The 21,871-nt window shown below is 63.9% G+C and carries 20 protein-coding genes; 6 read left to right on the forward strand and 14 right to left on the reverse strand.

Annotation, left to right across the window (positions count from 1 at the left end):
* Positions 1 to 31: 31 nt before the first annotated feature.
* Complete coding sequence (locus tag MWU77_RS14570; protein WP_374229870.1) at positions 32 to 697, forward strand: serine protease; 666 nt, start codon at positions 32 to 34, stop codon at positions 695 to 697.
* Positions 698 to 704: 7 nt separating this feature from the next.
* On the opposite strand, the gene ilvD is transcribed toward MWU77_RS14570, so the two are convergent.
* Together ilvD and MWU77_RS14580 are read right to left on the reverse strand one after the other, a co-directional pair.
* A complete protein-coding gene (gene ilvD / locus MWU77_RS14575) occupies positions 705 to 2,423 on the reverse strand; it encodes a dihydroxy-acid dehydratase (protein WP_169690849.1) in 1,719 nt (572 codons plus the stop codon).
* Positions 2,420 to 2,992, reverse strand: a complete 573-nt coding sequence (locus tag MWU77_RS14580; RefSeq protein WP_247274060.1) for a TIGR03086 family metal-binding protein — start codon at positions 2,990 to 2,992, stop codon at positions 2,420 to 2,422. The genes ilvD and MWU77_RS14580 overlap by 4 nt, the downstream gene beginning before the upstream one ends.
* 134 nt (positions 2,993 to 3,126) lie before the next feature.
* Here MWU77_RS14580 and MWU77_RS14585 point away from each other — a divergent pair, with 134 nt between their 5' ends.
* From MWU77_RS14585 to MWU77_RS14595, 3 genes are read left to right on the forward strand one after another with little or no spacing between them, the layout of a single operon-like run.
* Entirely contained in the window at positions 3,127 to 4,122 is a 996-nt protein-coding gene (locus tag MWU77_RS14585; protein WP_247274061.1) for an aldo/keto reductase, read from the forward strand.
* 40 nt (positions 4,123 to 4,162) lie between these two features.
* On the forward strand, positions 4,163 to 5,503 hold the full coding sequence (locus tag MWU77_RS14590) for a nitrate/nitrite transporter (protein WP_247274062.1): 1,341 nt from the start codon (positions 4,163 to 4,165) through the stop codon (positions 5,501 to 5,503).
* Complete coding sequence (locus MWU77_RS14595) at positions 5,478 to 6,176, forward strand: GTP pyrophosphokinase family protein (RefSeq protein ID WP_308198800.1); 699 nt, start codon at positions 5,478 to 5,480, stop codon at positions 6,174 to 6,176. The genes MWU77_RS14590 and MWU77_RS14595 overlap by 26 nt, the downstream gene beginning before the upstream one ends.
* Here MWU77_RS14595 and MWU77_RS14600 read toward each other — a convergent pair whose 3' ends face one another.
* The 4 genes from MWU77_RS14600 to MWU77_RS14615 all read right to left on the reverse strand — a co-directional run bounded on the left by MWU77_RS14600 (position 6,177) and on the right by MWU77_RS14615 (position 10,816).
* Complete coding sequence (locus tag MWU77_RS14600) at positions 6,177 to 8,642, reverse strand: ATP-dependent Clp protease ATP-binding subunit (RefSeq protein WP_247274063.1); 2,466 nt, start codon at positions 8,640 to 8,642, stop codon at positions 6,177 to 6,179. It abuts the gene before it with no gap.
* 192 nt (positions 8,643 to 8,834) lie between these two features.
* Positions 8,835 to 9,755 carry a hypothetical protein gene (locus MWU77_RS14605; protein ID WP_247274064.1) on the reverse strand — a complete coding sequence of 307 codons (921 nt, stop codon included), beginning with the start codon at positions 9,753 to 9,755 and terminating at the stop codon, positions 8,835 to 8,837.
* Complete coding sequence (locus MWU77_RS14610; RefSeq protein WP_247274065.1) at positions 9,756 to 10,313, reverse strand: LpqN/LpqT family lipoprotein; 558 nt, start codon at positions 10,311 to 10,313, stop codon at positions 9,756 to 9,758.
* Positions 10,310 to 10,816, reverse strand: coding sequence for a hypothetical protein (locus tag MWU77_RS14615; protein ID WP_247274066.1), 507 nt, complete (start codon positions 10,814 to 10,816; stop codon positions 10,310 to 10,312). The genes MWU77_RS14610 and MWU77_RS14615 overlap by 4 nt, the downstream gene beginning before the upstream one ends.
* Before the next feature lie 266 nt (positions 10,817 to 11,082).
* Between MWU77_RS14615 and MWU77_RS14620 the strand changes: the two genes are divergently transcribed.
* A protein-coding gene (locus tag MWU77_RS14620) for an IS3 family transposase (RefSeq protein ID WP_374229871.1) occupies positions 11,083 to 12,497 on the forward strand; the annotation gives its coding sequence in 2 pieces (ribosomal slippage) (positions 11,083 to 11,427 and positions 11,430 to 12,497; 1,413 coding nt in all).
* 500 nt (positions 12,498 to 12,997) lie between these two features.
* On the opposite strand, the gene MWU77_RS14625 is transcribed toward MWU77_RS14620, so the two are convergent.
* The 7 genes from MWU77_RS14625 to MWU77_RS14655 form a co-directional block, all read right to left on the reverse strand.
* Positions 12,998 to 13,714, reverse strand: a complete 717-nt coding sequence (locus MWU77_RS14625; protein ID WP_247274068.1) for a hypothetical protein — start codon at positions 13,712 to 13,714, stop codon at positions 12,998 to 13,000.
* Between the two features lie 259 nt (positions 13,715 to 13,973).
* Positions 13,974 to 14,966, reverse strand: a complete 993-nt coding sequence (locus MWU77_RS14630; RefSeq protein WP_247274069.1) for a hypothetical protein — start codon at positions 14,964 to 14,966, stop codon at positions 13,974 to 13,976.
* Positions 14,963 to 15,262 (reverse strand): hypothetical protein, encoded by a 300-nt coding sequence (locus MWU77_RS14635; RefSeq protein ID WP_247274070.1) that lies wholly within the window; start codon positions 15,260 to 15,262, stop codon positions 14,963 to 14,965. Before MWU77_RS14635 ends, MWU77_RS14630 begins: the two co-directional genes overlap by 4 nt.
* Positions 15,263 to 15,496: 234 nt before the next feature.
* Positions 15,497 to 16,345 carry a 3-hydroxybutyryl-CoA dehydrogenase gene (locus MWU77_RS14640; protein ID WP_308198807.1) on the reverse strand — a complete coding sequence of 283 codons (849 nt, stop codon included), beginning with the start codon at positions 16,343 to 16,345 and terminating at the stop codon, positions 15,497 to 15,499.
* 61 nt (positions 16,346 to 16,406) lie between these two features.
* Entirely contained in the window at positions 16,407 to 17,564 is a 1,158-nt protein-coding gene (locus tag MWU77_RS14645; RefSeq protein ID WP_169690932.1) for an acyl-CoA dehydrogenase, read from the reverse strand.
* 159 nt (positions 17,565 to 17,723) lie between these two features.
* Complete coding sequence (locus tag MWU77_RS14650; protein WP_169690933.1) at positions 17,724 to 18,443, reverse strand: TetR family transcriptional regulator; 720 nt, start codon at positions 18,441 to 18,443, stop codon at positions 17,724 to 17,726.
* Positions 18,444 to 18,479: 36 nt separating this feature from the next.
* On the reverse strand, positions 18,480 to 20,120 hold the full coding sequence (locus tag MWU77_RS14655) for an acyl--CoA ligase family protein (protein ID WP_247274071.1): 1,641 nt from the start codon (positions 20,118 to 20,120) through the stop codon (positions 18,480 to 18,482).
* Positions 20,121 to 20,236: 116 nt separating this feature from the next.
* Here MWU77_RS14655 and MWU77_RS14660 point away from each other — a divergent pair, with 116 nt between their 5' ends.
* Complete coding sequence (locus MWU77_RS14660) at positions 20,237 to 21,115, forward strand: LuxR C-terminal-related transcriptional regulator (RefSeq protein ID WP_169690935.1); 879 nt, start codon at positions 20,237 to 20,239, stop codon at positions 21,113 to 21,115.
* A gap of 37 nt (positions 21,116 to 21,152) precedes the next feature.
* Here the strand turns inward: MWU77_RS14660 and MWU77_RS14665 are convergent, their stop codons facing one another.
* Complete coding sequence (locus MWU77_RS14665; protein ID WP_247274072.1) at positions 21,153 to 21,836, reverse strand: GntR family transcriptional regulator; 684 nt, start codon at positions 21,834 to 21,836, stop codon at positions 21,153 to 21,155.
* Positions 21,837 to 21,871: the final 35 nt, after the last annotated feature.

Genomic DNA, 21,871 nt, shown 5'->3' on the forward strand with positions numbered 1-21,871 from the left:
AAGCGGTCGGGGCAGACCGCGTTGGAGGGGCATGATGTTCAGAAAACTTGCTGTGGTATTCGCAACCGCGATTGCCCTGGTCGGCAGCGGTGCGGCGGTTGCCACGGCAGCCCCTTCCGCGGTCCTCGGCGGCGGATCGGGCATCACGCTCGGCCACGGCGACGAGAGCATGTACGACTGCACGCTCACCACGATCGGGCACGACGCTGCCGGTCGGCTCGTCGGACTCACAGCCGCGCACTGCGGCGACCCAGGCATGACGGTCAAGTCCGAGCACAACATGGGCGCCGGAACACTGGGCCACATCGTCTCGACCAACGAGACCCTCGATTACGCGGTCATCGAGTTCTACGGCGACAGGGTCACCCCGGTCAACCGCATCGGCAACGTGACCATCACCGGACTCGGAACCCCCGCCGGATTCCCGAACATCGCCTGCAAGGAAGGCCGCACCACCGGCAACACGTGCGGCATTGTGTGGGGCGACATCTTCGGTGCGCAGGAAACATGGACCCAGGTCTGTGTCATCGAGGGCGATTCGGGTGCGCCGCTTGTCGTCGGTACCACCCTGGTCGCGATGGTCAACGCCTACCTGCTGGCACCGTGCGTCGGTCCCGAGGTCGGCACGAACATCGATGTGATCATGGCCGACATCGATGCGCGCGGCAGCGTAGGAGCAGGGTTCCGGCCGATCTGACCGGAGGTCATCCGCACACAGCGCCCTGTGACGCGGACCCGACGAGTTTCGTGTACTTCGCCAGCACCCCCTTGGTGTAGCGCGGCGGCAGTGGCTTCCAGTCCTGCCGCCGCTCCGCCATTTCAGCGTCCTCGACGAGGACATCGAGCAGGCCGTTCGCCACATCCAGCTTGATCCGGTCGCCGTCGCGCACGAACGCGATGGGGCCGCCGTCGACGGCCTCCGGCGCGACATGTCCGACGCAAAGGCCCGTGGTGCCGCCCGAGAATCGGCCGTCGGTGAGCAGCAGGACATCCTTGCCGAGACCGGCGCCCTTGATGGCGCCGGTGATCGCGAGCATCTCGCGCATCCCCGGGCCACCCTTGGGACCTTCGTATCGAATGACGACCACGTCGCCTGCGGTGATGGTGCCGTCCTCGAGGGCGTCCATCGCCGCTCGCTCGCGTTCGAAGACCCTCGCGGTGCCTTCGAAAACGGACTCGTCGAAACCCGCGGACTTCACCACTGCGCCTCCCGGCGCGAGGGATCCGCGCAGGATCGTGATGCCACCGGTGGGATGGATGGGATCGCTCAGCGCACGCAGCACCTTCCCATCGGGATCGGGCGGGGCGATCCCCGCAAGATTCTCCGCGACGGTCGCGCCGGTGACCGTGAGGCAGTCGCCGTGCAGAAGACCGGCGTCGAGTAGAGCTTTCATGATGACCGGAACGCCACCGATGTGGTCGACGTCCTTCATGACGTGCCGACCGAAGGGTTTGACGTCGGCGAGGTGGGGGACACGCGCGCCGACCCGCACGAAATCGTCGAGTGTGAGATCGACGTCGGCTTCGTGAGCGATCGCCAGCAGATGCAGCACCGCATTGGTGGATCCGCCGAAAGCCATCACCACCGCGATCGCGTTCTCGAACGCTTCCTTGCTGAGGATGTCGGATGCGGTGATGCCGCGGCGCAGCATCTCGACGACGGCCTGTCCGCTGCGGCGTGCGAATCCGTCGCGACGACGGTCGGTGGCCGGTGGCGACGCGCTACCGGGCAGCGACATACCGAGCGCTTCCGCGGCGCTGGCCATGGTGTTGGCGGTGTACATGCCGCCGCACGCGCCCTCGCCGGGGCAGATCGCGCGCTCGATTGCACCGAGATCCTCTTCGGACATCAGTCCGCGCGCGCACGCACCGACCGCTTCGAACGCGTCGATGATCGTCACATCGCGTTCTGTGCCGTCGGACAGTTTCGCGATGCCGGGCAGGATCGATCCCGCATACAGGAACACCGACGCGAGGTCGAGTCGCGCAGCGGCCATGAGCATTCCGGGCAGCGACTTGTCGCACCCGGCGAGCAACACCGAACCGTCGAGTCGCTCGGCCTGCATGACCGTCTCCACGCTGTCGGCGATGACCTCGCGGGAGACGAGGGAGAAGTGCATACCCTCGTGGCCCATCGAGATACCGTCGGAGACGGAGATGGTGCCGAATTCGAGCGGGTATCCACCTGCCGCGTGCACACCGTCCTTCACGGATTGTGCGAGACGGTCCAGCGACAGGTTGCACGGTGTGATCTCGTTCCACGACGACGCAACCCCGATCTGGGGTTTGGCCCAGTCGTCGTCGCCCATCCCGACAGCACGCAGCATTCCGCGTGACGCGGTCTTCTCCATGCCGTCGGTGACGTCGCGGCTACGGGGCTTGATGTCTATGTCGATGTCTATGTCGGCGGGTCGGTCGTTCATGACGCTCCTCCGGTTCGGGGGTCGCGACCGGTGAGGGCGATCAGCCGGTCCTGTACGGGGGCGTCGTCGGGAATCTGCACGGGTGGCCCGAACAATCCGCTCGATGCGAGTACGTCGCGCTGAGATTGCAGGTCGGTCCACACAGCGTCCACCAATCCGGGGTTCAGGCGGTCGCCGTCACCGACCGCACGTGCCAGATCCCAGGTGTGTACAGCGATGTCGCTGACCTGTTGTTTGAGATAGTCGAGACACGACACGGTGCCGTACGAGAGGTGCACGGGTTTGTCGAGCGGGGTGGCAGCCCACGCTGCGGTGGCCTCTTCCGCGTAGCGGTGCCATTCTGCGGCGAGGTCGTCGCGGATGGGTTCGAGCGTGGCTTCTGCGTCTGCGACGGTGTGCCCTTCCAGGATGGGCGCGACCCAACGCTGTTCGTCGACCATGTGTCGCACCAGGTCGGCGACATTCCACTCCGTGTCGGGCGTGGGCGCCTCCCAGTCCGTGATGTGGGCGAGGCGTGTGTCGAATTCTCGTCGGGCAGTGAGTTGAAGGTCGAGCCAGTCGATCGCCATGGGACCAGCGTAGGCGCGGCGTAGTTGCGATCATGGTGATTCGGAATCCTGCGGTGCGCGGCGATGTGAGGAAGGATCGATCGGCGTGCCGTGCGCGAAGGCACGAGTGCCGCCGACCTGAGGAGAATCCGCCGATGACCGTTCCCGCCGTCGAACTCGCCCCCGGGCTCACCGTCAGTGCGCAGGGCTACGGAGCGATGTCCGTCGCTCCCGTGTACGGGAAGGTCGATCCTGAAGACGCACTCGCGACGCTTCATCATGCGGTCGACATCGGAGTCACCTTCATCGACACCGCCAATATCTACGGCAACGGGCTGAGTGAGCAGGTAGTCGGGAAGTTGCTGGGTACGCGTCGCACCGAGGTGCAATTGGCCACGAAGTTCGGACTCGTCGGAAACCCGGCAACCGGAAATCGGGGGATCAACGGGCGTCCCGACTATGTGCATGAGGCAATCGACGAATCGCTCCAGCGGCTCGGTGTGGATGTAGTGGATCTGTACTACCTGCACCGTGTCGACCCGGAGGTTCCGATCGAGGAGACCGTCGGCGCAATGGCCGAGCTGGTCGGGGCGGGGAAGGTACGTCACCTCGGTCTGTCCGAGGCCACCGGCGACGAGCTCCGCCGCGCGCACGCCGTGCACCCGATTGCCGCGATCCAGTCGGAGTGGAGCATCGTCTCGCGCGATGTGGAACGCAACGTGGTGCCGACTGCCGCCGAGCTCGGGATCGGCTTCGTTCCGTTCTCACCGGTCAGCCGCGGTTTGCTGACCGACGCGTTCGATCCGAGGCAGATCGGAGACGGCGACCTTCGTCATCGGTTCCCGCGTTTCGACGCAGACGCGCTTCCGAAGAATCTCGAGTTGCGTGCGAAGGTGCGCGCCGTCGCCGATGAAGCAGGCGCCACCGTCGCGCAGGTTGCGCTGGCGTGGCTCGACGCGAAGGCTCGTGCTTTCGGTCTGCCGTCGGTCTCGATTCCCGGTACCCGTTTTGCTGCGCGCGTCACAGAGAACGCAGGCGCTGTGGGCGTGGTGCTGTCGGAGGAGCAACTCGGGCGCCTCGACGCACTTGCCGGTGAGGTGGTCGGCGAGCGGGCTTCCGATCCGACGTGGGTGTCGCTCGGACGAGAGTAGTTAACCGAGCTAACGAACTCCCGCGTATCGTGTATATCCCATGAGGTCATGGCTGGTCTGGGGTGTCGGGGTCTTCGCCTACCTGGTCGCGGTCCTGCACCGCACGACATTCGGCGTTTCGGGCCTGGCCGCGACCGAGCGCTTCGACATCTCCCCGTCCGTGTTGTCCGGGTTCGTGGTGTTGCAGCTCATCGTCTACGCGGGCATGCAGATTCCCGCCGGAGTTCTGCTGGACCGATTCGGGTCGCGCAAGATCATCGCGTTGGGTGCCGCCATCATGGCGGTGGCCCAGTTCGTGCTCGCTGTCACCGACTCGTTGCCCATCGCGTACGCCGGTCGTGTGTTCGTCGGAGTCGGTGACGCTCTCACGTTCATCTCGGTACTGAGGCTGGTCCCGGTGTGGTTCGCACCGCGCCGGGTTCCGGTGGTGTCGCAGTTGACGGGCATCCTCGGACAACTCGGACAGGTACTGTCGGCTGTTCCGTTCGTGCTCATCCTGTCCGGCCAGGGGTGGACCGCTGCCTACGCCAGCGCCGCGGCGTTGGGGGTCCTCGCCTGTGTCCTCGTGGTCGCGGTCGTACGGAACGCTCCGACCGGGGAACACCCGGAGGTTCCGGCCGCGGGACTGCGCAACGTGCTCGGTCAGATCGGTGCTGTGTGGCGTCGACCGGGGACACGGCTGGGGTTCTTCACTCACATGGGCACCCAGTTCTCGGTGACCACGTTTGCCCTGATGTGGGGTGTGCCGTACCTCGAATCCGCGCAGGGCCTGTCGGCCGCGGCAGCCGGCTCGATGCTCACGGTCTCGGTTGCCACCGCGATCGCGGCCGGCCCGATTCTCGGCATCCTCACCGGCCGCTTCCCGAACCACCGATCCTGGCTCGTGCTGTCGATCATCATTGCGTGCGCGACCGCGTGGACGATCGTGCTCGCCTTGCCAGGGCCCGCGCCGATCTGGCTGTTGGTGCTGCTCATCATCGTCATCTCTGTCGGCGGCCCGGGGTCGATGGTCGGATTCGACTACGCACGCACGTTCAACCCGTCGACTGCGCTCGGGACCGCGCAGGGCATCGTCAACATCGGAGGCTTCCTCGCGACGCTGCTGGTCGTCCAGACGATGGGTGTACTGCTCGATGCGTTCGGCGGATACAGCTTCGATTCGTTCCGGGTCGCGTGGCTCGCTCAATACCCGATCTGGGTGATTGCACTCGCAGGTGTGCTGATCACCCGCAAGAAGGCGAGGCGCGAAGCAGGCGTGTATCCGCGCACGTTGCGGCAGATACTGCGCACGAGAACCGAGCCCCGCCGTGATGAGCTGGCAGACTCGACAGTGGAACACATCGAGGAGGAACCGAGTGACAACGACGGTGGACGGTCCTGAACAGGGCGTGCCCCTACCCGACGAGCCGGAGGATGTCTCCGCTCGTCTGGTATCGCGGCAGGATCTGAAGAGTGAGCTCACTCGGTTTCTCATGGTCTACAAGTTCGGCATCGACGAGATGATGACCAAGATCAACATCTTGCGCGACGAGTTCACCTACGCCCGCGACTACAACCCGATCGAGCACGTGAAGTCGCGACTCAAGTCGCCCGAGTCGATCATTGCGAAGGCGCGTCGCAAGGGTGCACCCCAGACGCTCGAAGGCGTGCGTGAGCACGTCCGCGACATCGCCGGCATTCGCATCACGTGCAGCTTCACGTCGGACGTCTACCGCATCATGGACATGATCACGCGACAGGGCGACGTCAGCGTGGTCGAGATCGAGGACTACATCGCCCAGCCCAAACCGAACGGCTATCGCAGTGTCCACGTGATCGTCGAGATCCCCGTGTTCATGTCCGACCGCATGGAGTCGGTCTACGTCGAACTTCAGATCCGCACGGTCGCGATGGACTTCTGGGCAAGTCTCGAGCACAAGATCTACTACAAGCACGACCGCGCGGTGCCGGATGCACTGCGTGAGGAGCTCCGCGTTGCTGCTGAAACCGCCCGTGACCTCGACGTGAAGATGGAGGCGCTGCACGACCGGGTGCACAGGGACGCCGCCAGCTGATCAATCCGCCGCCGACGAGTCGCCCTCGGGATCTTGCTGCTCGTCTCCACCGGTGACCGCCTCGAGGACCAGACCATCAGGACCGGTGTCGACTCGCACCGTGTCTCCCGCGCCGAGCGTTCCCGCAAGCAGCAGGTTCGACAGCCTGTTGTCGAGTTGCTTCTGGATGGTCCGCCGCAATGGTCGAGCACCGAACTCCGGTGCGAACCCGGTGTCCACCAGCCAGTCGACCGCGCTCTCAGTGATGTCCAGTTCGACGTCCTGGGCTCGCAACCGTCGCCGGGTTCCGTTGAGGATCAGGTCGACTATCTCGCGCAGCTGCGCCTTGTCGAGCCGGTGGAACACCACCGTCTCATCGATCCGGTTGAGGAACTCGGGCCGGAAATGGGAGTGCAGTCGCTCCATCAGCTTCGAGGTCAGGGTCTCGATGTCGCCGCTGGTGTCGGCCAGGATGAGGTCGGACCCGATATTGCTGGTGAGAATGACAATGGTGTTCTTGAAATCCACTGTGCGGCCTTGAGCATCGGTGACATGGCCGTCGTCGAGGAGCTGGAGAAGCACGTTGAACACATCGGTGTGCGCCTTCTCGATCTCGTCGAACAGAACCACCGAGTACGGCTGGCGGCGAACCTTGTCCGTGAGCTGCCCTGCCTCCTCGTACCCGACGTAGCCCGGGGGAGCCCCGACCAGGCGGGAGACGGTGTGCTTCTCCTGGAATTCGCTCATATCGAAGCGAATCATCCGGTCCTCATCACCGAACACGGCCGCGGCAAGTGCCTTCGCGAGTTCGGTCTTGCCGACCCCGGTGGGGCCGAGGAACAGGAACGAGCCGATCGGCCTGTTCGGGTCGGACAGGCCTGAGCGCGCCCTTCGCACCGCTTCGGCTACTGCTGAGACTGCTTGTTCCTGCCCGACCACGCGAGCGTGGAGCACGTCCTCGAGGTCCAGGAGCCGTTGGCGTTCTTCTGCCGTCAGTTCGGAGACCGGGATGCCGGTCTGTCGCGAGATCACTTCGGCAATGTCGACGACTTCGACCTGCGGTGTCGACGCCGAGCCGCTCGATCCGACGCGCTCTTCGAGGGCGGCGATCTCGTCCTTCAACTCGCCGGCTTTGGCGTAGTCCTCGGCAGCGACTGCAGTGTCCTTCTCCCGCTCGAGGCGCGCCAGTTCTTCCTCTTGCGAACGGGTGTCCGCATCGGGCGTTTTGGTGCGTAGACGCACTCGAGCCCCGGCTTGATCGACCAGATCGATCGCTTTGTCGGGCATGAAACGGTCGGTGATGTAGCGGTCGGACAGTTCGGCTGCAGCCACCAGTGACTCGTCGGTGTAGTGCACCTGATGGTGTTCCTCGTAGACATCGATCAGTCCGCGCAGAATCTCGATGGTGTCGTCCACCGACGGCTCGGACACCATCACCGGCTGGAACCGCCGTTCGAGCGCCGCGTCCTTCTCGATGTAGCGGCGGTACTCGTCGATCGTGGTCGCGCCGACCGCGTGCAACTCTCCGCGCGCGAGGGCCGGCTTGAGGAGATTGCCTGCATCCATCGAACCTTCGCCACCACTGCCCGCGCCGACGATCGTGTGCAACTCGTCGATGAAGAGAATCAGCTCGTCGGAGTGTTCGCGAACCTCGTCGAGGATCTTCGTCAACCGCTCCTCGAATTCGCCGCGATACTTGCTCCCCGCGACCAGCGAACCTACGTCGAGCGCGACGACGCGCCGATCGGCCAATGTCGACGGCACGTCCCCATTGACGATTCGTTGCGCCAAACCCTCGACGATCGCGGTCTTGCCCACGCCGGGATCACCGATCAGGACCGGATTGTTCTTGCGACGACGGGACAGGATCTCGACGGTCTGCGCGATCTCGTCGGCGCGCCCGACCACAGGGTCGACGTTGCCCGCACGCGCCTCAGCGGTCAGGTCTCGGCCGTACTCGTCGAGTGTGGGGGTAGTGCTCTGCGATGTGTCGCGCCGACCACCGGTATCGAGTTTGGCGCCGGCCAGCGCATGAGCAGCCGGGTTCTCGCTGTTCGCCGCAATTCCGTAGAGGATGTGCTCGGGACCGATGTAGCTGATACCCGACTGTCCCGCCTGCTGCTGGGCAACCCGCAGTGCACGCTTGGTCGCAGGACTCAGCGTCACCTGCTCGCCCTCGTTGCCTTCGCCACCGGCGACGGAGCGCATCTGTTCTGCGACCGCATCGGGATCCAGCCCCAGACCACTGATCACACCGCGGGTCGGGTCGTTGAGCGTGGCGGCATACAGGAGATGTTCGGGGGTCAGCTCCGCGCTACCCCATGCCGTGGCTGCCTTCCTGGCCTCGGCGACGAGCTGCTTGGCATCGTCGTTGAGCAACCGGCTCAGGTCCACCCGTTGTACCTGCGGTTGGCGGAGTCCGCCGGAGCTGAAGAATCGGTCGAAGATGTCGTCGAACGGATCGCGAGAAAGCCAGTTGTCTGTCATTGTCACTCCACGGGGTTGACCTGAACATCGGTTTCCGCAGGAGGCCCGGCACGCACCTACGTTGCGGCACACATCATTTGCGGATACGTGCTTCACCGCGCCGACAACAGATGCGTGTCGACCAATGAGTTCGATCGTAGCCCCCGAACCTACGATTTGTGTGCGGGTCGGCGGATCCGGGCGAGACCCGATTCACCACCGCGTCTCGACTCCACGCGCCGCTCGGAACCGATCGAACAGCGGCGCCGGCCGCAGAAGGTCGACGGAGTCGGGTCGGGCGACGAGGTGCCGATCTTCCGGCCGGATGTGCAGGCGCCGGATCAATTCGAAGAGCGCGTTGGGTTCGCTCACCAGCGCGTACGCAGTGAGAGCAATCTCGTCCTCCTCGTCGAACGGCACGAGTCTCGCGGTGGGTACCGGACCGGGCACGCGCAGTCGGATCATCGGGTAGTGGATGGTTGCACCCCTTGCGTGGACTGTGTACACGTCGGGCACAACATCCTCGATGTCGTCCCACTTTACGAATGTGTCGTAAGTGCGAACACGGAGTCTGCGGATCGTCGCGCGACGTCTGATGCCGTCCTCGTGCAATCTCAGCACCGTGGTGCTGCGGATCCGCAGCGGGAGCAGTGCGATCACCAGCGTCGAGACGGCGGTCGAGGCGATGAACGGAACGTGCTCGGCCACTTCGTCGCGTGGGATCAATACTGCGTCTGCGTGTGTTGCCCAGGCGTAGATCATGACAGCGCCGGCCGGTGCCGCCAAGGCTGCAATCAGGGTGGCCAGAAAGGGTGTCTTTCTCCCCGTGGGTATTTCGATGCAGGGGCCGTGTTCGATGTCCGCGTGCGGTGTAATCCGGCGGCTCAGTCCTATCGAGAAGAATCCGGAGGCCTCGATGAGCGAGTATGTCAGAAACGCAAAGGCAATGGCGGTGAAGATGCCCAACCACCAGATTCCGATGTCGTCGTCCGAGAGTATTTCGGGAAAGTGGACGGCGATGAAGACGAAGCCGCACGCGGATGCCAAGCCCGCGGCAAGCCTGAAGGGGCGGAATCTCTGAGGCCAGTTGGGTATCGCCAGGGCCTCCGCGTGCACCATTTCTTGGTTGTCCATCTATCGATCCATTTCGGTGTGCGTATCTACAACCATCAATCCGCGGTGAATCGTCGATGCGTCGGAGGTGAGTGTCACGTCGGGCTCAGCCCGTGTGGTAACGGTCAGTTGGGTGAGGTACCGGTCGTATTCGACATCGACGACGAGGAATCGAGTTGTTGCGTCGAACCAGGCATCACCGACGTGGTAGATGCCTCGTGTGGCAACCGAGCGGTGGGTGTCGAAGTCGCTGGTGTCGGAGTGAATTTCGGTCCACTCCGGAAGTGACCGGCATTCGGATGCGGCGGCATGGAGGAGTTCGTCGGTGGGACACCAGCGTGAGAGGCGGCCGTGGAGCAGCACCGCGTTGGGAGTCCACTCGTTTTCTGTGTGTTCGGGCGCGACGAGGACCGCGTATGCGTGGGGGAACACTTCGTTGGGTACGGGGGTCCACCCGGCCGGAGTTGGGATCGTGACGTGTGGGTGTCCCGGTTCCTCGGGAGTGCAGGCGATGAGCTCGACTTCGTGACTTTCGAGGTATGTGCGGAGGGTTTCTGGGATCGGGTTCTGAGGGTTCACGCCTTTCCCCTCTGAGTGCGTGCGGCGAGGAGACGTTCGCGTAGCGGGGGTGACCGCAGGAATTCAATCGAACCACAATCGCTCAGAATGCTTCGCTCGTCGGGGTTCTCGTGGAAGAAGCGGAGTAATCTGTAGATGGTATTCGGTTCCCCGGTCAGGCGATAGACGGGAACTTCGAGGCCGCTCACTTTGTCTCCGGTTCGGGGATCAACGACCACACCGTCGATTCTGATCACAGGGTGGCGTGTGGGGGAATTGCTGTTCGGCCCGGAATAGAGGGTTGGGGTGATCGATTCGATGTGATCCCACTCGATGACCTTCTCGGTTGTACTTGTGAAGAAGGGTATGTGGCGACACACCACGAGATGAAGCCCGTTGGGGTAGATCCCGAGGGAAGTCGGCGTTCGGATGACCAGAGAGAGGATGAAAATGGCGAGTGAGAGTGTTCCGAGAACGGTCGCACCCACTGGCCCACCGATGCGTAGGAACACCTCGTCGAGCAAGCTGAGTTCGCTCTGATCCTGATTGTGCGGCAGCAGGGCGGGAAGTGCGGCAATCGGGATGCTGCTCAGTAGAAGAGTCAACAGTAGATCTCGCTTGTGCGGGACAAGGATGCCCATTCCGTGGTCTCTGTTCTGATCCCGGGATACCCTGCGTGTCAGGCTGAGTTGAGTCCAGCGGTTCACAGCAACCCCGCCTGCAGGGCGAGATACGGATCAACCCCACGATGACGATTTCCAGCATGGTTCCGGTCGAGGACAATGACCGAATGGACCCCTCGCATCCCCGCGCCGACGGCCCGCAACGACGCACCTTCAGCGCCGCCGACAAGCTCGCCCACCTCGCCGCTTACGAGCAGGCCTGTCAAAGCAACGGAGGCGGCGCGTACCTGCGCAGCGAAGGCCTGTACTCCTCGCTGATCAGCGAATGGCGCAAACAACGCGACGCCGGTGTCCTCGACGGCACCAAACCCGGCACCAGAATCGGCAAACTCACCGCCGAACAAGCCGAGATCGCCCGACTCACCCGCGAACTCGAACAAGCCAACAAGAAACTGGCCACCACCCAAACCGCACTGGGGATCATGGGAAAAGCACACGAGCTCTTGGAACAACTCTCCGAGAGCACGAATGTGGACGAGCAGCGCAAGAAGCGCTGATGCGCGCCCATCACGAACTCACTGAATCGGGTATAACCACAAGGGATGCAACCACACTGACGGGAATCGCCCGCTGCACCGCAGCGCGGAACAAAGCTCGTCCTACGGCAACGGATCCGGCCGTCACCACTACCGGACGCATCCCAGAGAACAAACTCACCGACACCGAACGCCGGGCCGTTCTCGATGTGCTGTGTAGCGCCCGGTTCGTCGACCAGTCGCCACTCGAGGTCTACGCCCAACTCCTCGACGAGGGGATCTATCTGTGCTCGGTGTCGACGATGTATCGGATCCTGCGGGAGAACGCGCAGGTCAAAGAGCGGCGCCGGCACGCTCGTCATCCCTCCCGGGCCTGCCCGGAACTGGTGGCGACCGCACCCCGTCAGGTGTATTCGTGGGACATCACCAAGCTGCCCGGTCCGATCAAGGGCACCTATTTCGACGCATACGTAATGATCGACATCTTCTCCCGCTACATCGTCGGAGCGCACGTGCAGACGCACGAGTCCGGACTACTCGCTGCGGAGATGATGACCGAAATCTTTGCTGTGCACGGGATCCCGAGCGTGGTGCACGCCGATCGGGGAACATCGATGACCAGCAAGACCGTCGCGACGCTGCTCGCCAACCTCGAAGTCACCCGCTCACATTCACGACCGCGAGTATCGAACGACAACCCGTACTCGGAAGCGCTGTTCAAGACCCTCAAGTACGGGCCGATGTGGCCCGAGCGCTTCGCCTCGATCCACCATGCGCGGAATCTCGTAGCCTCGTTCACCACGTGGTACAACCACGAACATCGTCATACCGGCATCGGCCTGCACACGCCGGCGGACGTGCATTTCGGTCTCGCCGGACAGAAGGCCACCGAACGCGCCGCGGTGCTCGCTCGAGCCCGCGCGCAGCATCCCGAACGTTTCGGGACGACGGATATCCCGAAGATCCTGAATCTGCCCGCCGATGCATGGATCAACAAACCCGCAGCCGAACCTGACCAACCCGGCGCCGATCAGGCCGCGGCCTAACTCCCGTTGGACTCAAACGCCTTGACACATTCCGATACGCGGTTGGGAACAGTGAGGTGGCGGAGTCCGCCTTGTCCGAGCGCGATTGCAGCGATGGTCGAAAGCAGGAGGGCGAAGCCCGAGAATCCGATCGCGGTGTCGGGTTCGTTTCTCCGAACACCTTCCACTGCGAAGTAGATGAATACTGCTGCTACCAGGATTGCGACAACAGCGGCGATGAGTTTTGTTCCTTCGAAGCGTTGCGGCCACGGAGCTTCGTACGGGAAGTGAACACGGTCACTGATCGAATGTGATGGCTTTCGGGACATTTGCGCTCCTGAACTCGTTTTGGACACGATGCAGGGATACTGGTTCAATCCCAAGCCCGTTGAAGAAGCTTGGAAATCCCGACGGAGGTCGCTGCACCAATCGCAGTGCCGACCACCACTCCAACGGCAGTTCCCAGGCCCGGTACGACCGAATAGGCGTGCACGAGGGGGCATGAATCGGGTTCCGAGAGTTCATGCCTGCGCCTTCCGGCCGCGTGCAGCTCGGAAGCGTTGGCGCAGGGTAGGAGGTCGCAGTAGTTCTACGGCGTCGGCTTCGTGGACGAGTGCTCGGTCGTCCGGGTTCTCGTGGAGGCGTTTCAACAGCGCGAAGAGGGTGTTCGGTTCGGTCACGAGTACGTGGGCCATGAGTGCGATCTTGTGCTCTTCGTCGTGTGGCGTCCGTTCCTCTCTTTCAATCTGGGGTGAGGTGTGGATGTCGATACCGGGGTTCTGGAACGAGTCGATGATTCTCCCGTCGACAAGCGTGATGTCCTGCCATCTCACGAATATCCTGGATACCTTGTTGGACAGCAGGATACGTCGATGAGAATAACGCTCGATACCGCCGCTGTAGATACTCACGACGGTTTTGATTCTGATCGAAGCCAGGAACAGCGCGAGTGTGCTTGCGAGCGCGGCGAGAGTGGCCATGTAGACCGCATCCGCTCGAGAGTCCCGGCCGTTCGGGAGGAGCGATTCTTCTGCTCCTATGAACCAGCCTACGGAGGCGGTGGCGCCGTAACAGGCGCCAGCGATGAGTGAGATGATCAGAAACGGAATCAGTATGCGGGTGGTTGGAATTGACACCCCGTTGCCATGCGAGGGGTTGCGAATTGGGCGAATCTTTCCAGACAGACCCAGGTATCGAAATCCGGCTTCGCGCAGCAGCCCCAGAGCAATCATCGTCATCAACAATGAACCCCCACAGTACCCTGCAGTGACCAATGGGTCTTCGATCCGCCAGCTCTCCCCGACAGTGCGGATGCCGAGTATCGCGAGTGCGGACGTGGCTACCGACCCGATCAGCATTGCCGGGCGAAACCGTTGAGGCCACAGTGGGCGGCCGTCACCCCGAGTGTGGCTGCCGGATTCTGGTGAGCTGGTGCCGCGGCTCGACTCAGTCATTGCAGTGCTCCTGAGCGCATTCTCGGAAGGATTCTTCCATGGATCAATCCCACTCTTTCTGAAGTTTTTTCGAGGAATACCACGTTGCGAGTCCGCCGAATGCCGCGCCGACAACGATCCCTACAGCGGTTCCTGCCCCTGGTGCAATAAGCGTGCCGAGGGTTCCGCCCACTTTTGTGCCGATGTATGTTCCTCCGAGGCCGGCGACGGCGCCTGCGCCTTCTGTTATCACAGCCTTGGTGGGATCCATTCCACCTTCGATATCGTTGTTGATCGCTGGTATCGTCCCGAGCACCGCGGCGAATGGGCCGAGTCCCTTCGCAACTCCTGCTGCGAGGTCGTCGCCTGCCGCGATAGCAGCACTCGTCATTGCCTTGTCGGTCACGTCGGTCACGACGCCGATCGTGGACGCGGCGACGGTGGTGGGCACGTCCGGAACCCAGGAGAACTCACCGTGGTCGGACTGGACGACCTTTCCGGGTGTCGCAGCTGAGGCTGCGTCCTCCAATATTGCGATTGCGTTGTTGATGCGACCCGTGACGTCGCCCGCGGCTGCCGCAGCCTGTTGGAGTACGTCGACCAGCGCGACACTGAGCTCGGCGGCCTGGCGTTCGAGCTGGAGGGATGCGGTGTCGTAGGTCGCGCCCGGTGGCAGCAGCGCGCGAAGAAGTGAGATCTGGTTCGCTGCGTCGACGATGCCGTTGTCGTGCACGGTGAACGATTGGGATTCGGCCGCCCTCACCAGCCCGGCGACGTGCATCCGGGCGCCGTCGACGATCGGTGCCCCGGTGCGATAGGCGTCGGCAACCTGCAGGAGGGCCCCGGCGATAGCGCTGCCGAGGGAACGTTCTCGGATTACACGGAGGGCTGCGGCATTCGCGGCGTCGCCTTTCCACTGTTCGGCGAGGGCATCCTGATCGTTGAGGAGGCCCTTCATGTGGTCGTCGAGTGAGTCGACGATCGTGTCGAGCCCGTCTGCAGTTGTCCGGAGAGCGTCAGGGTTCCAGGCTTCGACGGCAGAGACGCCGGGACTCACCGGGGCAGGTCCATCGCCGTGAGTGCTGCGACGAAGTCGGCCTCGGCGATCTCGTAGTCGTCTGCCGCTCCGTTCGAGATGTCGGTGACTTCGAGGAGGCGCTGGCGGATGTTGGCCAGTGCTTGGGCCGTAGCGAGGTGGCCGCGTGTACTTGCCTCACTGAATCCTGTGCCGGGAAGTGCTGCGTGCGAGTGTGCGTACGGGGTGCTGGTGTCCCATTCCCCGATCGCATCTGCTGCGCCACTCACCGATGAGGCGAACGCGCGAAGCGCGTGTGGATCTACCTGCAACGTCACAACTGTCCCCCCGACAGAATCCCCCGATGTGCCTGGGTTGTGACGATAGCAGAGTGGGTGGAGGGTTCTGAGGCCCTGATCGTGGACCCCGCAATGGTTTCGGACGGATACAACGGTTCGTTCGGTCGCATCTGACCGTTCCGGTTGTATATGTGCATGAGATATGAAGGGGCGGAAAAAGATCGAGCCCTGCCGGTCCCGGAGGACCGACAGGGCTCGACTGTACTGCTGGGACTACTTGTAGCTGTAGAAGCCCTCACCGGTCTTGCGGCCCAAGCGGCCCGCCTCGACCATGCGACGCAACAGCGCCGGCGGAGCGTAGTTCGGCTGAGCGAACTCGTCGTACAACGACTGCGCGGCGTTGAGGGCGATATCGAGACCGACGGTGTCGAGCAACGTCAGCGGACCCATCGGGTAGCCGCAGCCGCCCTTCATCGCGGCGTCGATGTCTTCCTTTGTCGCGTAACCGGACTCGAGCATCCGCACCGCGTCGCACAGGTACGGGATGAGCAGTGCGTTGACGATGAAGCCGGCGCGGTCGCCTGCGCGCACGGCGGTCTTGCCGAGGGTGTTCTTGGCGTACTCGAACACCGTGTCGGCGGCGGCCTCGTCGGTGGTGAGTGCCGAGATGATCTCGACGAGCGGCATCACCGGCACCGGGTTGAAGAAGTGGACGCCGACGACCTTGCCGGGACGCTGCGTCGCCTGCGCCATCTTGATCACGGGGATCGACGAGGTGTTGGTCGCGAGGATGCCCTCGGGCTTGACGATCTTGTCGAGCTCCGCGAAGATCTCGACCTTCAGAGACTCGATTTCGGGTGCGGCCTCGATGACGAGATCGCGGTCGGCGAACTCGCTCATGTCGAGCGTGACCTTGATACGGGCGAGGATCGCGTCGGCGTCCTCCTGGGTGATCTTGCCGGACTTGACGCCGCGCCCGATCGACTTCGCGAGACGCTCACGCGCCGCTTCGGCGAACTGCTCCGTCGTCTCCTTGACGAGCACGTCGCTACCGGCCTTCGCGCACACCTCTGCGATGCCGGCACCCATGGTGCCGCCGCCGATAACGCCTACCTTTTCGATTGCCACTACACAAACTCCTGATCGATGAGGGATTCTCGACTAAGACCGTATCCGAGCGTGGTCAGCGAAGCAGTGCTCGCGACATGACGACGCGCTGGATCTGGTTGGTGCCCTCGTAGATCTGGGTGATCTTGGCGTCGCGCATCATTCGCTCGACCGGGAAGTCCGTGGTGTAGCCGGCGCCACCGAACAGCTGCACCGCATCGGTGGTGACCTCCATGGCGACATCCGACGCGAAGCACTTGGCAGCGGCCGAGATGAAGCCGAGGTTGCCTTCGCCGCGCTCGGCGCGCGCGGCCGAGGTGTAGACCATCAGGCGGGCGGCCTCGACCTTCATGGCCATGTCGGCGAGCATGAACTGCACACCCTGGTTGTCGGAGATCGGACGTCCGAACTGCTTGCGATCCTTGACGTAGGTGATCGCGGCGTCGAGCGCACCCTGGGCGAGCCCGACGGCCTGTGCGCCGATGGTGGGACGCGTGTGGTCGAGGGTCGCGAGAGCCGTCTTGAAGCCGGTGCCGGGCTCGCCGACGATGCGGTCGCCGGGGATGCGGCAGTTCTCGAAGTACAGCTCGGCGGTGGGCGAGCCCTTGATGCCGAGTTTCTTCTCCTTGGGCCCGACGACGAAGCCTTCGTCGTCCTTGTGGACCATGAACGACGAGATGCCGTTGGCGCCCTTGTCGGGATCGGTCACCGCCATGACCGTGTACCAGGTGGACTTGCCTCCGTTGGTGATCCAGCACTTGGAACCGTTGAGGATCCAGTCGTCGCCGTCCGCCTTCGCGCGGGTGCGCATCGACGCGGCGTCGGAGCCGGCCTCACGCTCGGACAGCGCATACGACGCCATCGCTCCGTTGACGATGTCCGGCAGGACCTTGGCCTTGAGCTCGTCGGAGCCGCGCAGGATCAGGCCCATGGTGCCGAGCTTGTTGACGGCCGGGATCAGCGACGAGGACCCGCACACGCGGGCGACTTCCTCGATCACGATGCACGCGGCGATGGAGTCGGCGCCCTGGCCCTCGAACTGCTCGGGGACGTGGATGGCATTGAAGCCGGACTTGTTGAGTGCGTCGAGCGCCTCCTGCGGGAAGCGGGAGTTCTCGTCGACATCCTTCGCGTGAGGCGCGATCTCCTTCTCGGAGAGTGCGCGGATCGCCTCGCGCAGGGCGTCGTGTTCTTCGCTGAGCTTGAATAGATCGAAATCGGCGTTGAGGGCCATGGGATCGGAACTCCTATCGGCACGCGGTGCCATTTCAGAGGGTGTATCTGCGCCTACAGTATCTGAGCTGACGGCGCAACGTCGCAGAATCGTCCAATTTTAACCACGGCACTGAGTGCCAGGTCAATGGTGAGGGTGGCTCAGGGTAGCGAGTAGTCGCTATGCGCCGAGTGTGCGCCGGACTTCTTCGGCGATCTCGGTCGGCGACGTTCCCGCGGGATAAGTCACCACCATCACGGCACGTGGTGCCTCGGTGGTGGAGGGCGAGTCTGCACCCGGAACGACGCCGAACGTGCGCCTGATGTCGTACAACTCCCGATCGAGGACCTCCGCGGTCGCGGTGTCGTCGCCGCGGATCATCGCCCTCAACAGGAAGTTGTGCGCCGACGTCACCGCGGCGGCGAAGCTCACGATCCGGATGGGCTTCTCGCCCGGCACCGCCTGGCGCAGGAACTCGGTGAACAACCGCTCGTAGCGGTAGGTCGTCACGAGTTCGCGATCGCGCAGTGCGGGCACCCGCTGCACCACCCGGTACCGCCACACCGACAGGTCGCGCCGGTCGCGGAAGTAACCGAACACGAGTTGCGCAGCATCGCAGGCGGCAACCCACGGGTCGTCGAAGTCGCGCGACAGGTATTCCGACACCTGTTCGAGCAGCGACTCGTGGTCGGCGAAGATCACGTCCTCTTTGGAGCGGAACTGCCGGAAGAACGTGCGACGCGAGACTCCCGCCGCCGCAGCGATCTGCTCGACGGTCGTCGATTCGTAGCCGTGCTGCGAGAACAGCCTGATTGCCTGGGCAACTACGTGCACCCGGAACTGGGCGGGATCGGGCCCCGCCGCCTCGGTGCGACGAGTGGGAGTCGATCCGTGCGTCATGGTTACCGAGTATCCAAGGTCCGAACCCTCGCCACGTCAAGACCTCGGAGTTTCCGTCGCACGCAGTTCGAACTTGAGAATCTTGCCGGTCGAGGTGCGCGGCAGTTCGAGCGGGAAGACGATGTCACGGGGGACCTTGTAGCCCGCCAGCAGGCTGCGGGTGTGGGCGATGAGGTCGTCCGCGGTGACAGACTGTTCCTTCTTCAAGATCACGAACGCCTTCGGCCGTTCACCCCACTTCTCGTCGGGAACACCGACCACGGCGACGTCGATCACCGCGGGGTGCGCCATGATCGCCTGTTCTACCTCGACCGTCGAGATGTTCTCGCCACCGGAGATGATGATGTCCTTGGCGCGGTCCTTGAGCTGGATATACCCGTCCGGGTGCATCACACCGAGGTCGCCGGTGTGGAACCAGCCGCCGGCGAATGCCTCGGCGGTGGCATCGGGATCCTTGTAGTAACCGAGCATGACGTTGTTGCCGCGCAGCACGATCTCGCCCATGGTCTCGGCGTCGGCCGGAACGTCGTTCATGTTGTCGTCGACGATGCGGGCCGTTTCGGCCTGCAGCATCCCGACACCCTGCCTGGACAACAGTGCGGCGCGTTCGTCACCTGTCTTGTCGTCCCACGAATCCTGGTACTCGCAGATCGTGTACGGGCCGTACACCTCGGTCAGGCCGTAGACGTGCACGACGGTGATGCCCATCTGTTCGAGTTGTGCGATCACGGTCGGAGACGGTGGTGCACCCGCGGTGGTGATGTGCAACGAGCGGTCGAGGGGGTGCGCCTGCTCGGCGTTCGCGATGGTCGAGCACACCGCGGGAGCACCGCACAGGTTGGTCACCCCCAAGTTGTCGATGGCGTCCCAGATGGCGTCGGCGCGCACCGCCCGCAGGCAGATATGAGTGCCGCCCGCCGCGGTGACCGCCCACGGCGTGCACCAGCCGTTGCAATGGAACATCGGCAGCGTCCACAGGTATTTGCTCTGTCCGGTGAACCCGTTGTGGAAGGTCTCGCCGAGCGAGTTGAGGTAGGCGCCGCGGTGCGAGTACATCACTCCCTTCGGCTTCCCGGTCGTACCCGACGTGTAGTTGAGCGTGATGACGCCGAGTTCGTCGTCGACGCTCCACGGCAGCGGGCTGTCGTCGAGCGAATCGGCGAGCGCGAGGAACTCGTCGTAGCGCGCGGTGATCACACCGGAAGGAACCTCGGGCGCCGGCACCGTCGAATCAGGGATTTCGACGATGTCGGTGAGCGTCGGGACATCGACGCCGGTGAGCGAGCCGACGAACTCGGAATCGACGAAGAGCAGCGACGCCTCCGCATGACCCAGGATGTAGTCGAGTTCCGGACCGGCGAGCCGGGAGTTCAGCGCGATGAGCACCCCGCCGGCAAGCGGCACTGCGAAATGTGCGATGAGAGTCTCGGGCACGTTCGGCGTCAGGTAGGCCACCCGGTCGCCGGGCTTGATTCGGCTCTTCAGGACCCGGGCAAGGCGTTGGGTCTCGTCGGCGAACTCCGCGTATGTGTACCGACGGTCGCCGTAGATGATGGCGGTGCGATCGGGAAACACCGACGCCGAACGCTCGAGGAAGCGCAGCGGGGTGAGCTGGCTGTGGTTGGCGGTCGCGGCAGAGCTGTCGAGTGCGGTGGACACGGAAACCTCCGGGGTCATCGGGAAAGGCGGCGTCGCGTGTGATCGTCGCAACACCGGACGCCGTCGAGGCTACGAATCACGGAATCGGCGTCGCTACCCTAGAAAGAGGGTGTTCGGAGGAGGAGAACCGACCAGTGAGTGCTGCGAATCGGGCCGATCTGCTTCGGCCGAGTGACGTCGACACGCTTCGCGCCGAATTGCGGTCGCTGAAGCAGGTGACGGACCTTCCCATTCTGTTCGGAGGTACCGTCGACGGCGCCGACCTGGTGTTGTCCGGGTACGTCGGAACTCGTGGGCGCTTCCTCCGTAACCTCGTGATCAGTTCCGAACGAGGACTCGGTGGCCGGGCGATCGCAGAGCAGCGTCCAGGCTCGGTCGCCGATTACTTCACCTCACCGCGCATCACCCATGACTACGACAAGCCGGTCGCGGGTGAAGGGATCGAGTCGCTGCTGGCGGTTCCTGTCGTAGTGCGCGGGAAGACCCGCGCCGCGATGTACGGCGGTCTCCGGACACCCCGATCCATCGGAGACGCCGTCACCGACCGGATCGTGCAGTCGGCCCGTGCGCTGGCGCGGGAGATCGAGATCCGCGACGAAGTCGATCGTCGGGTGGCGCTGCTCGGCAACATCGGAGACGGCGTCGAGCCGGAACACGGTGACCGGATACCACGCACGGTGTCCGACACGATCACAGAAACCTATCTGGAGCTGCGCGAAATTGCGGCGTTGACGAACGATTCCGACCTGGAATCACGGTTGAGAGGGATCGAAGGCAGGTTGCGGGCTCTCGGTAGCGCCGGTGAGCCGGTAACGGCCGTCCGGTTGACCCCGCGTGAACGGGACGTGCTGGGGTATGTCGCCCTGGGGTGCCGCAACGCCGAGATCGCTGAGCGGCTGTCCTTGAGTCCGGAGACCGTGAAGAGCTACGTGCGCAATATTCTGGCCAAACTCGAGGTGCACGGTCGTCACGAAGCGGTCGTGGAGGCGCGTCGTCGAGGGCTGTTGCTCTGAAAGAACAAGTGGTTTTCCGCCGCCGGTGGCGAGTGCGTCACACCGGCTCGGGGAGTTCGGCCTCCGGGTCGGGGACGCCACCGACCGCCGCGACGAGGCGTTCACGCGCTCGTCCCAGGTGGTCGGCGAGGATCGAGACCGCGAGCTCGCCGTTTCCGGAGGCCACCGCATCGAGTATCTGCCGGTGTTCGGCGGCGATGCTCCCCGTGGTCAGCAGATGCTGGCCCTGAACCTGGACCATGCACAACCGCACCTCGGAGACGAGCGAACCGAACATTCTGCTCGTCCGAGGGCTCCCCATCGCCTCCACCAGTGAGGTATGGAAGCGCATATCGGGTTCGACGATCGCGAGCGGTGCGTTGTCGGTCATCGCGGAGATCGCCTCGTTGGCGGTGACAGCAGAGTCGGGAACATGTGCGCGCTGCGCCAGATAGCGCAGCGCTGTGGACTCGAGGTGCGCGCGGGTGCAATAGATGTCGCGGACGTCGTCGGGCCCCAGCTTCGGTACGCGCGCGGTCTTGTGGGCGCTGCGCTGGAGGAGACCCTCACCGACGAGCTTCTCGATGGCTGCTTTCGCAGTCGGCCGTGCTACCTCGTACACCCGTGCGACTTCGGCTTCGGTCAGCGTGTCGTCGTGCGCGAGCTCGCCGGAGAACAACCGCCCCCGCAGTTCCTCGGTGAGGGCGTCGATGATCGACAGAGTTCTGACTCGTCCGGCCATTTCCGCTCCTCCGCTCCGCTGCCGATCGGTGCGCG

The organism is Rhodococcus sp. F64268 (assembly GCF_023015605.1).
Classification (GTDB): Bacteria; Actinomycetota; Actinomycetes; order Mycobacteriales; family Mycobacteriaceae; genus Rhodococcus.

Excerpts from the sequence above, each read along its gene's own strand:
- MWU77_RS14570 (WP_374229870.1), top strand. The coding sequence starts at position 32 with ATGATGTTCAGAAAACTTGCTGTGGTATTCGCAACCGCGATTGCCCTG.
- ilvD (WP_169690849.1), bottom strand. The coding sequence starts at position 2,423 with ATGAACGACCGACCCGCCGACATAGACATCGACATAGACATCAAGCCC.
- MWU77_RS14580 (WP_247274060.1), bottom strand. The coding sequence starts at position 2,992 with ATGGCGATCGACTGGCTCGACCTTCAACTCACTGCCCGACGAGAATTC.
- MWU77_RS14585 (WP_247274061.1), top strand. The coding sequence starts at position 3,127 with ATGACCGTTCCCGCCGTCGAACTCGCCCCCGGGCTCACCGTCAGTGCG.
- MWU77_RS14590 (WP_247274062.1), top strand. The coding sequence starts at position 4,163 with ATGAGGTCATGGCTGGTCTGGGGTGTCGGGGTCTTCGCCTACCTGGTC.
- MWU77_RS14600 (WP_247274063.1), bottom strand. The coding sequence starts at position 8,642 with ATGACAGACAACTGGCTTTCTCGCGATCCGTTCGACGACATCTTCGAC.
- MWU77_RS14605 (WP_247274064.1), bottom strand. The coding sequence starts at position 9,755 with ATGGACAACCAAGAAATGGTGCACGCGGAGGCCCTGGCGATACCCAAC.
- MWU77_RS14625 (WP_247274068.1), bottom strand. The coding sequence starts at position 13,714 with ATGACGATGATTGCTCTGGGGCTGCTGCGCGAAGCCGGATTTCGATAC.
- MWU77_RS14645 (WP_169690932.1), bottom strand. The coding sequence starts at position 17,564 with ATGGCCCTCAACGCCGATTTCGATCTATTCAAGCTCAGCGAAGAACAC.
- MWU77_RS14650 (WP_169690933.1), bottom strand. The coding sequence starts at position 18,443 with ATGACGCACGGATCGACTCCCACTCGTCGCACCGAGGCGGCGGGGCCC.
- MWU77_RS14655 (WP_247274071.1), bottom strand. The coding sequence starts at position 20,120 with ATGACCCCGGAGGTTTCCGTGTCCACCGCACTCGACAGCTCTGCCGCG.
- MWU77_RS14665 (WP_247274072.1), bottom strand. The coding sequence starts at position 21,836 with ATGGCCGGACGAGTCAGAACTCTGTCGATCATCGACGCCCTCACCGAG.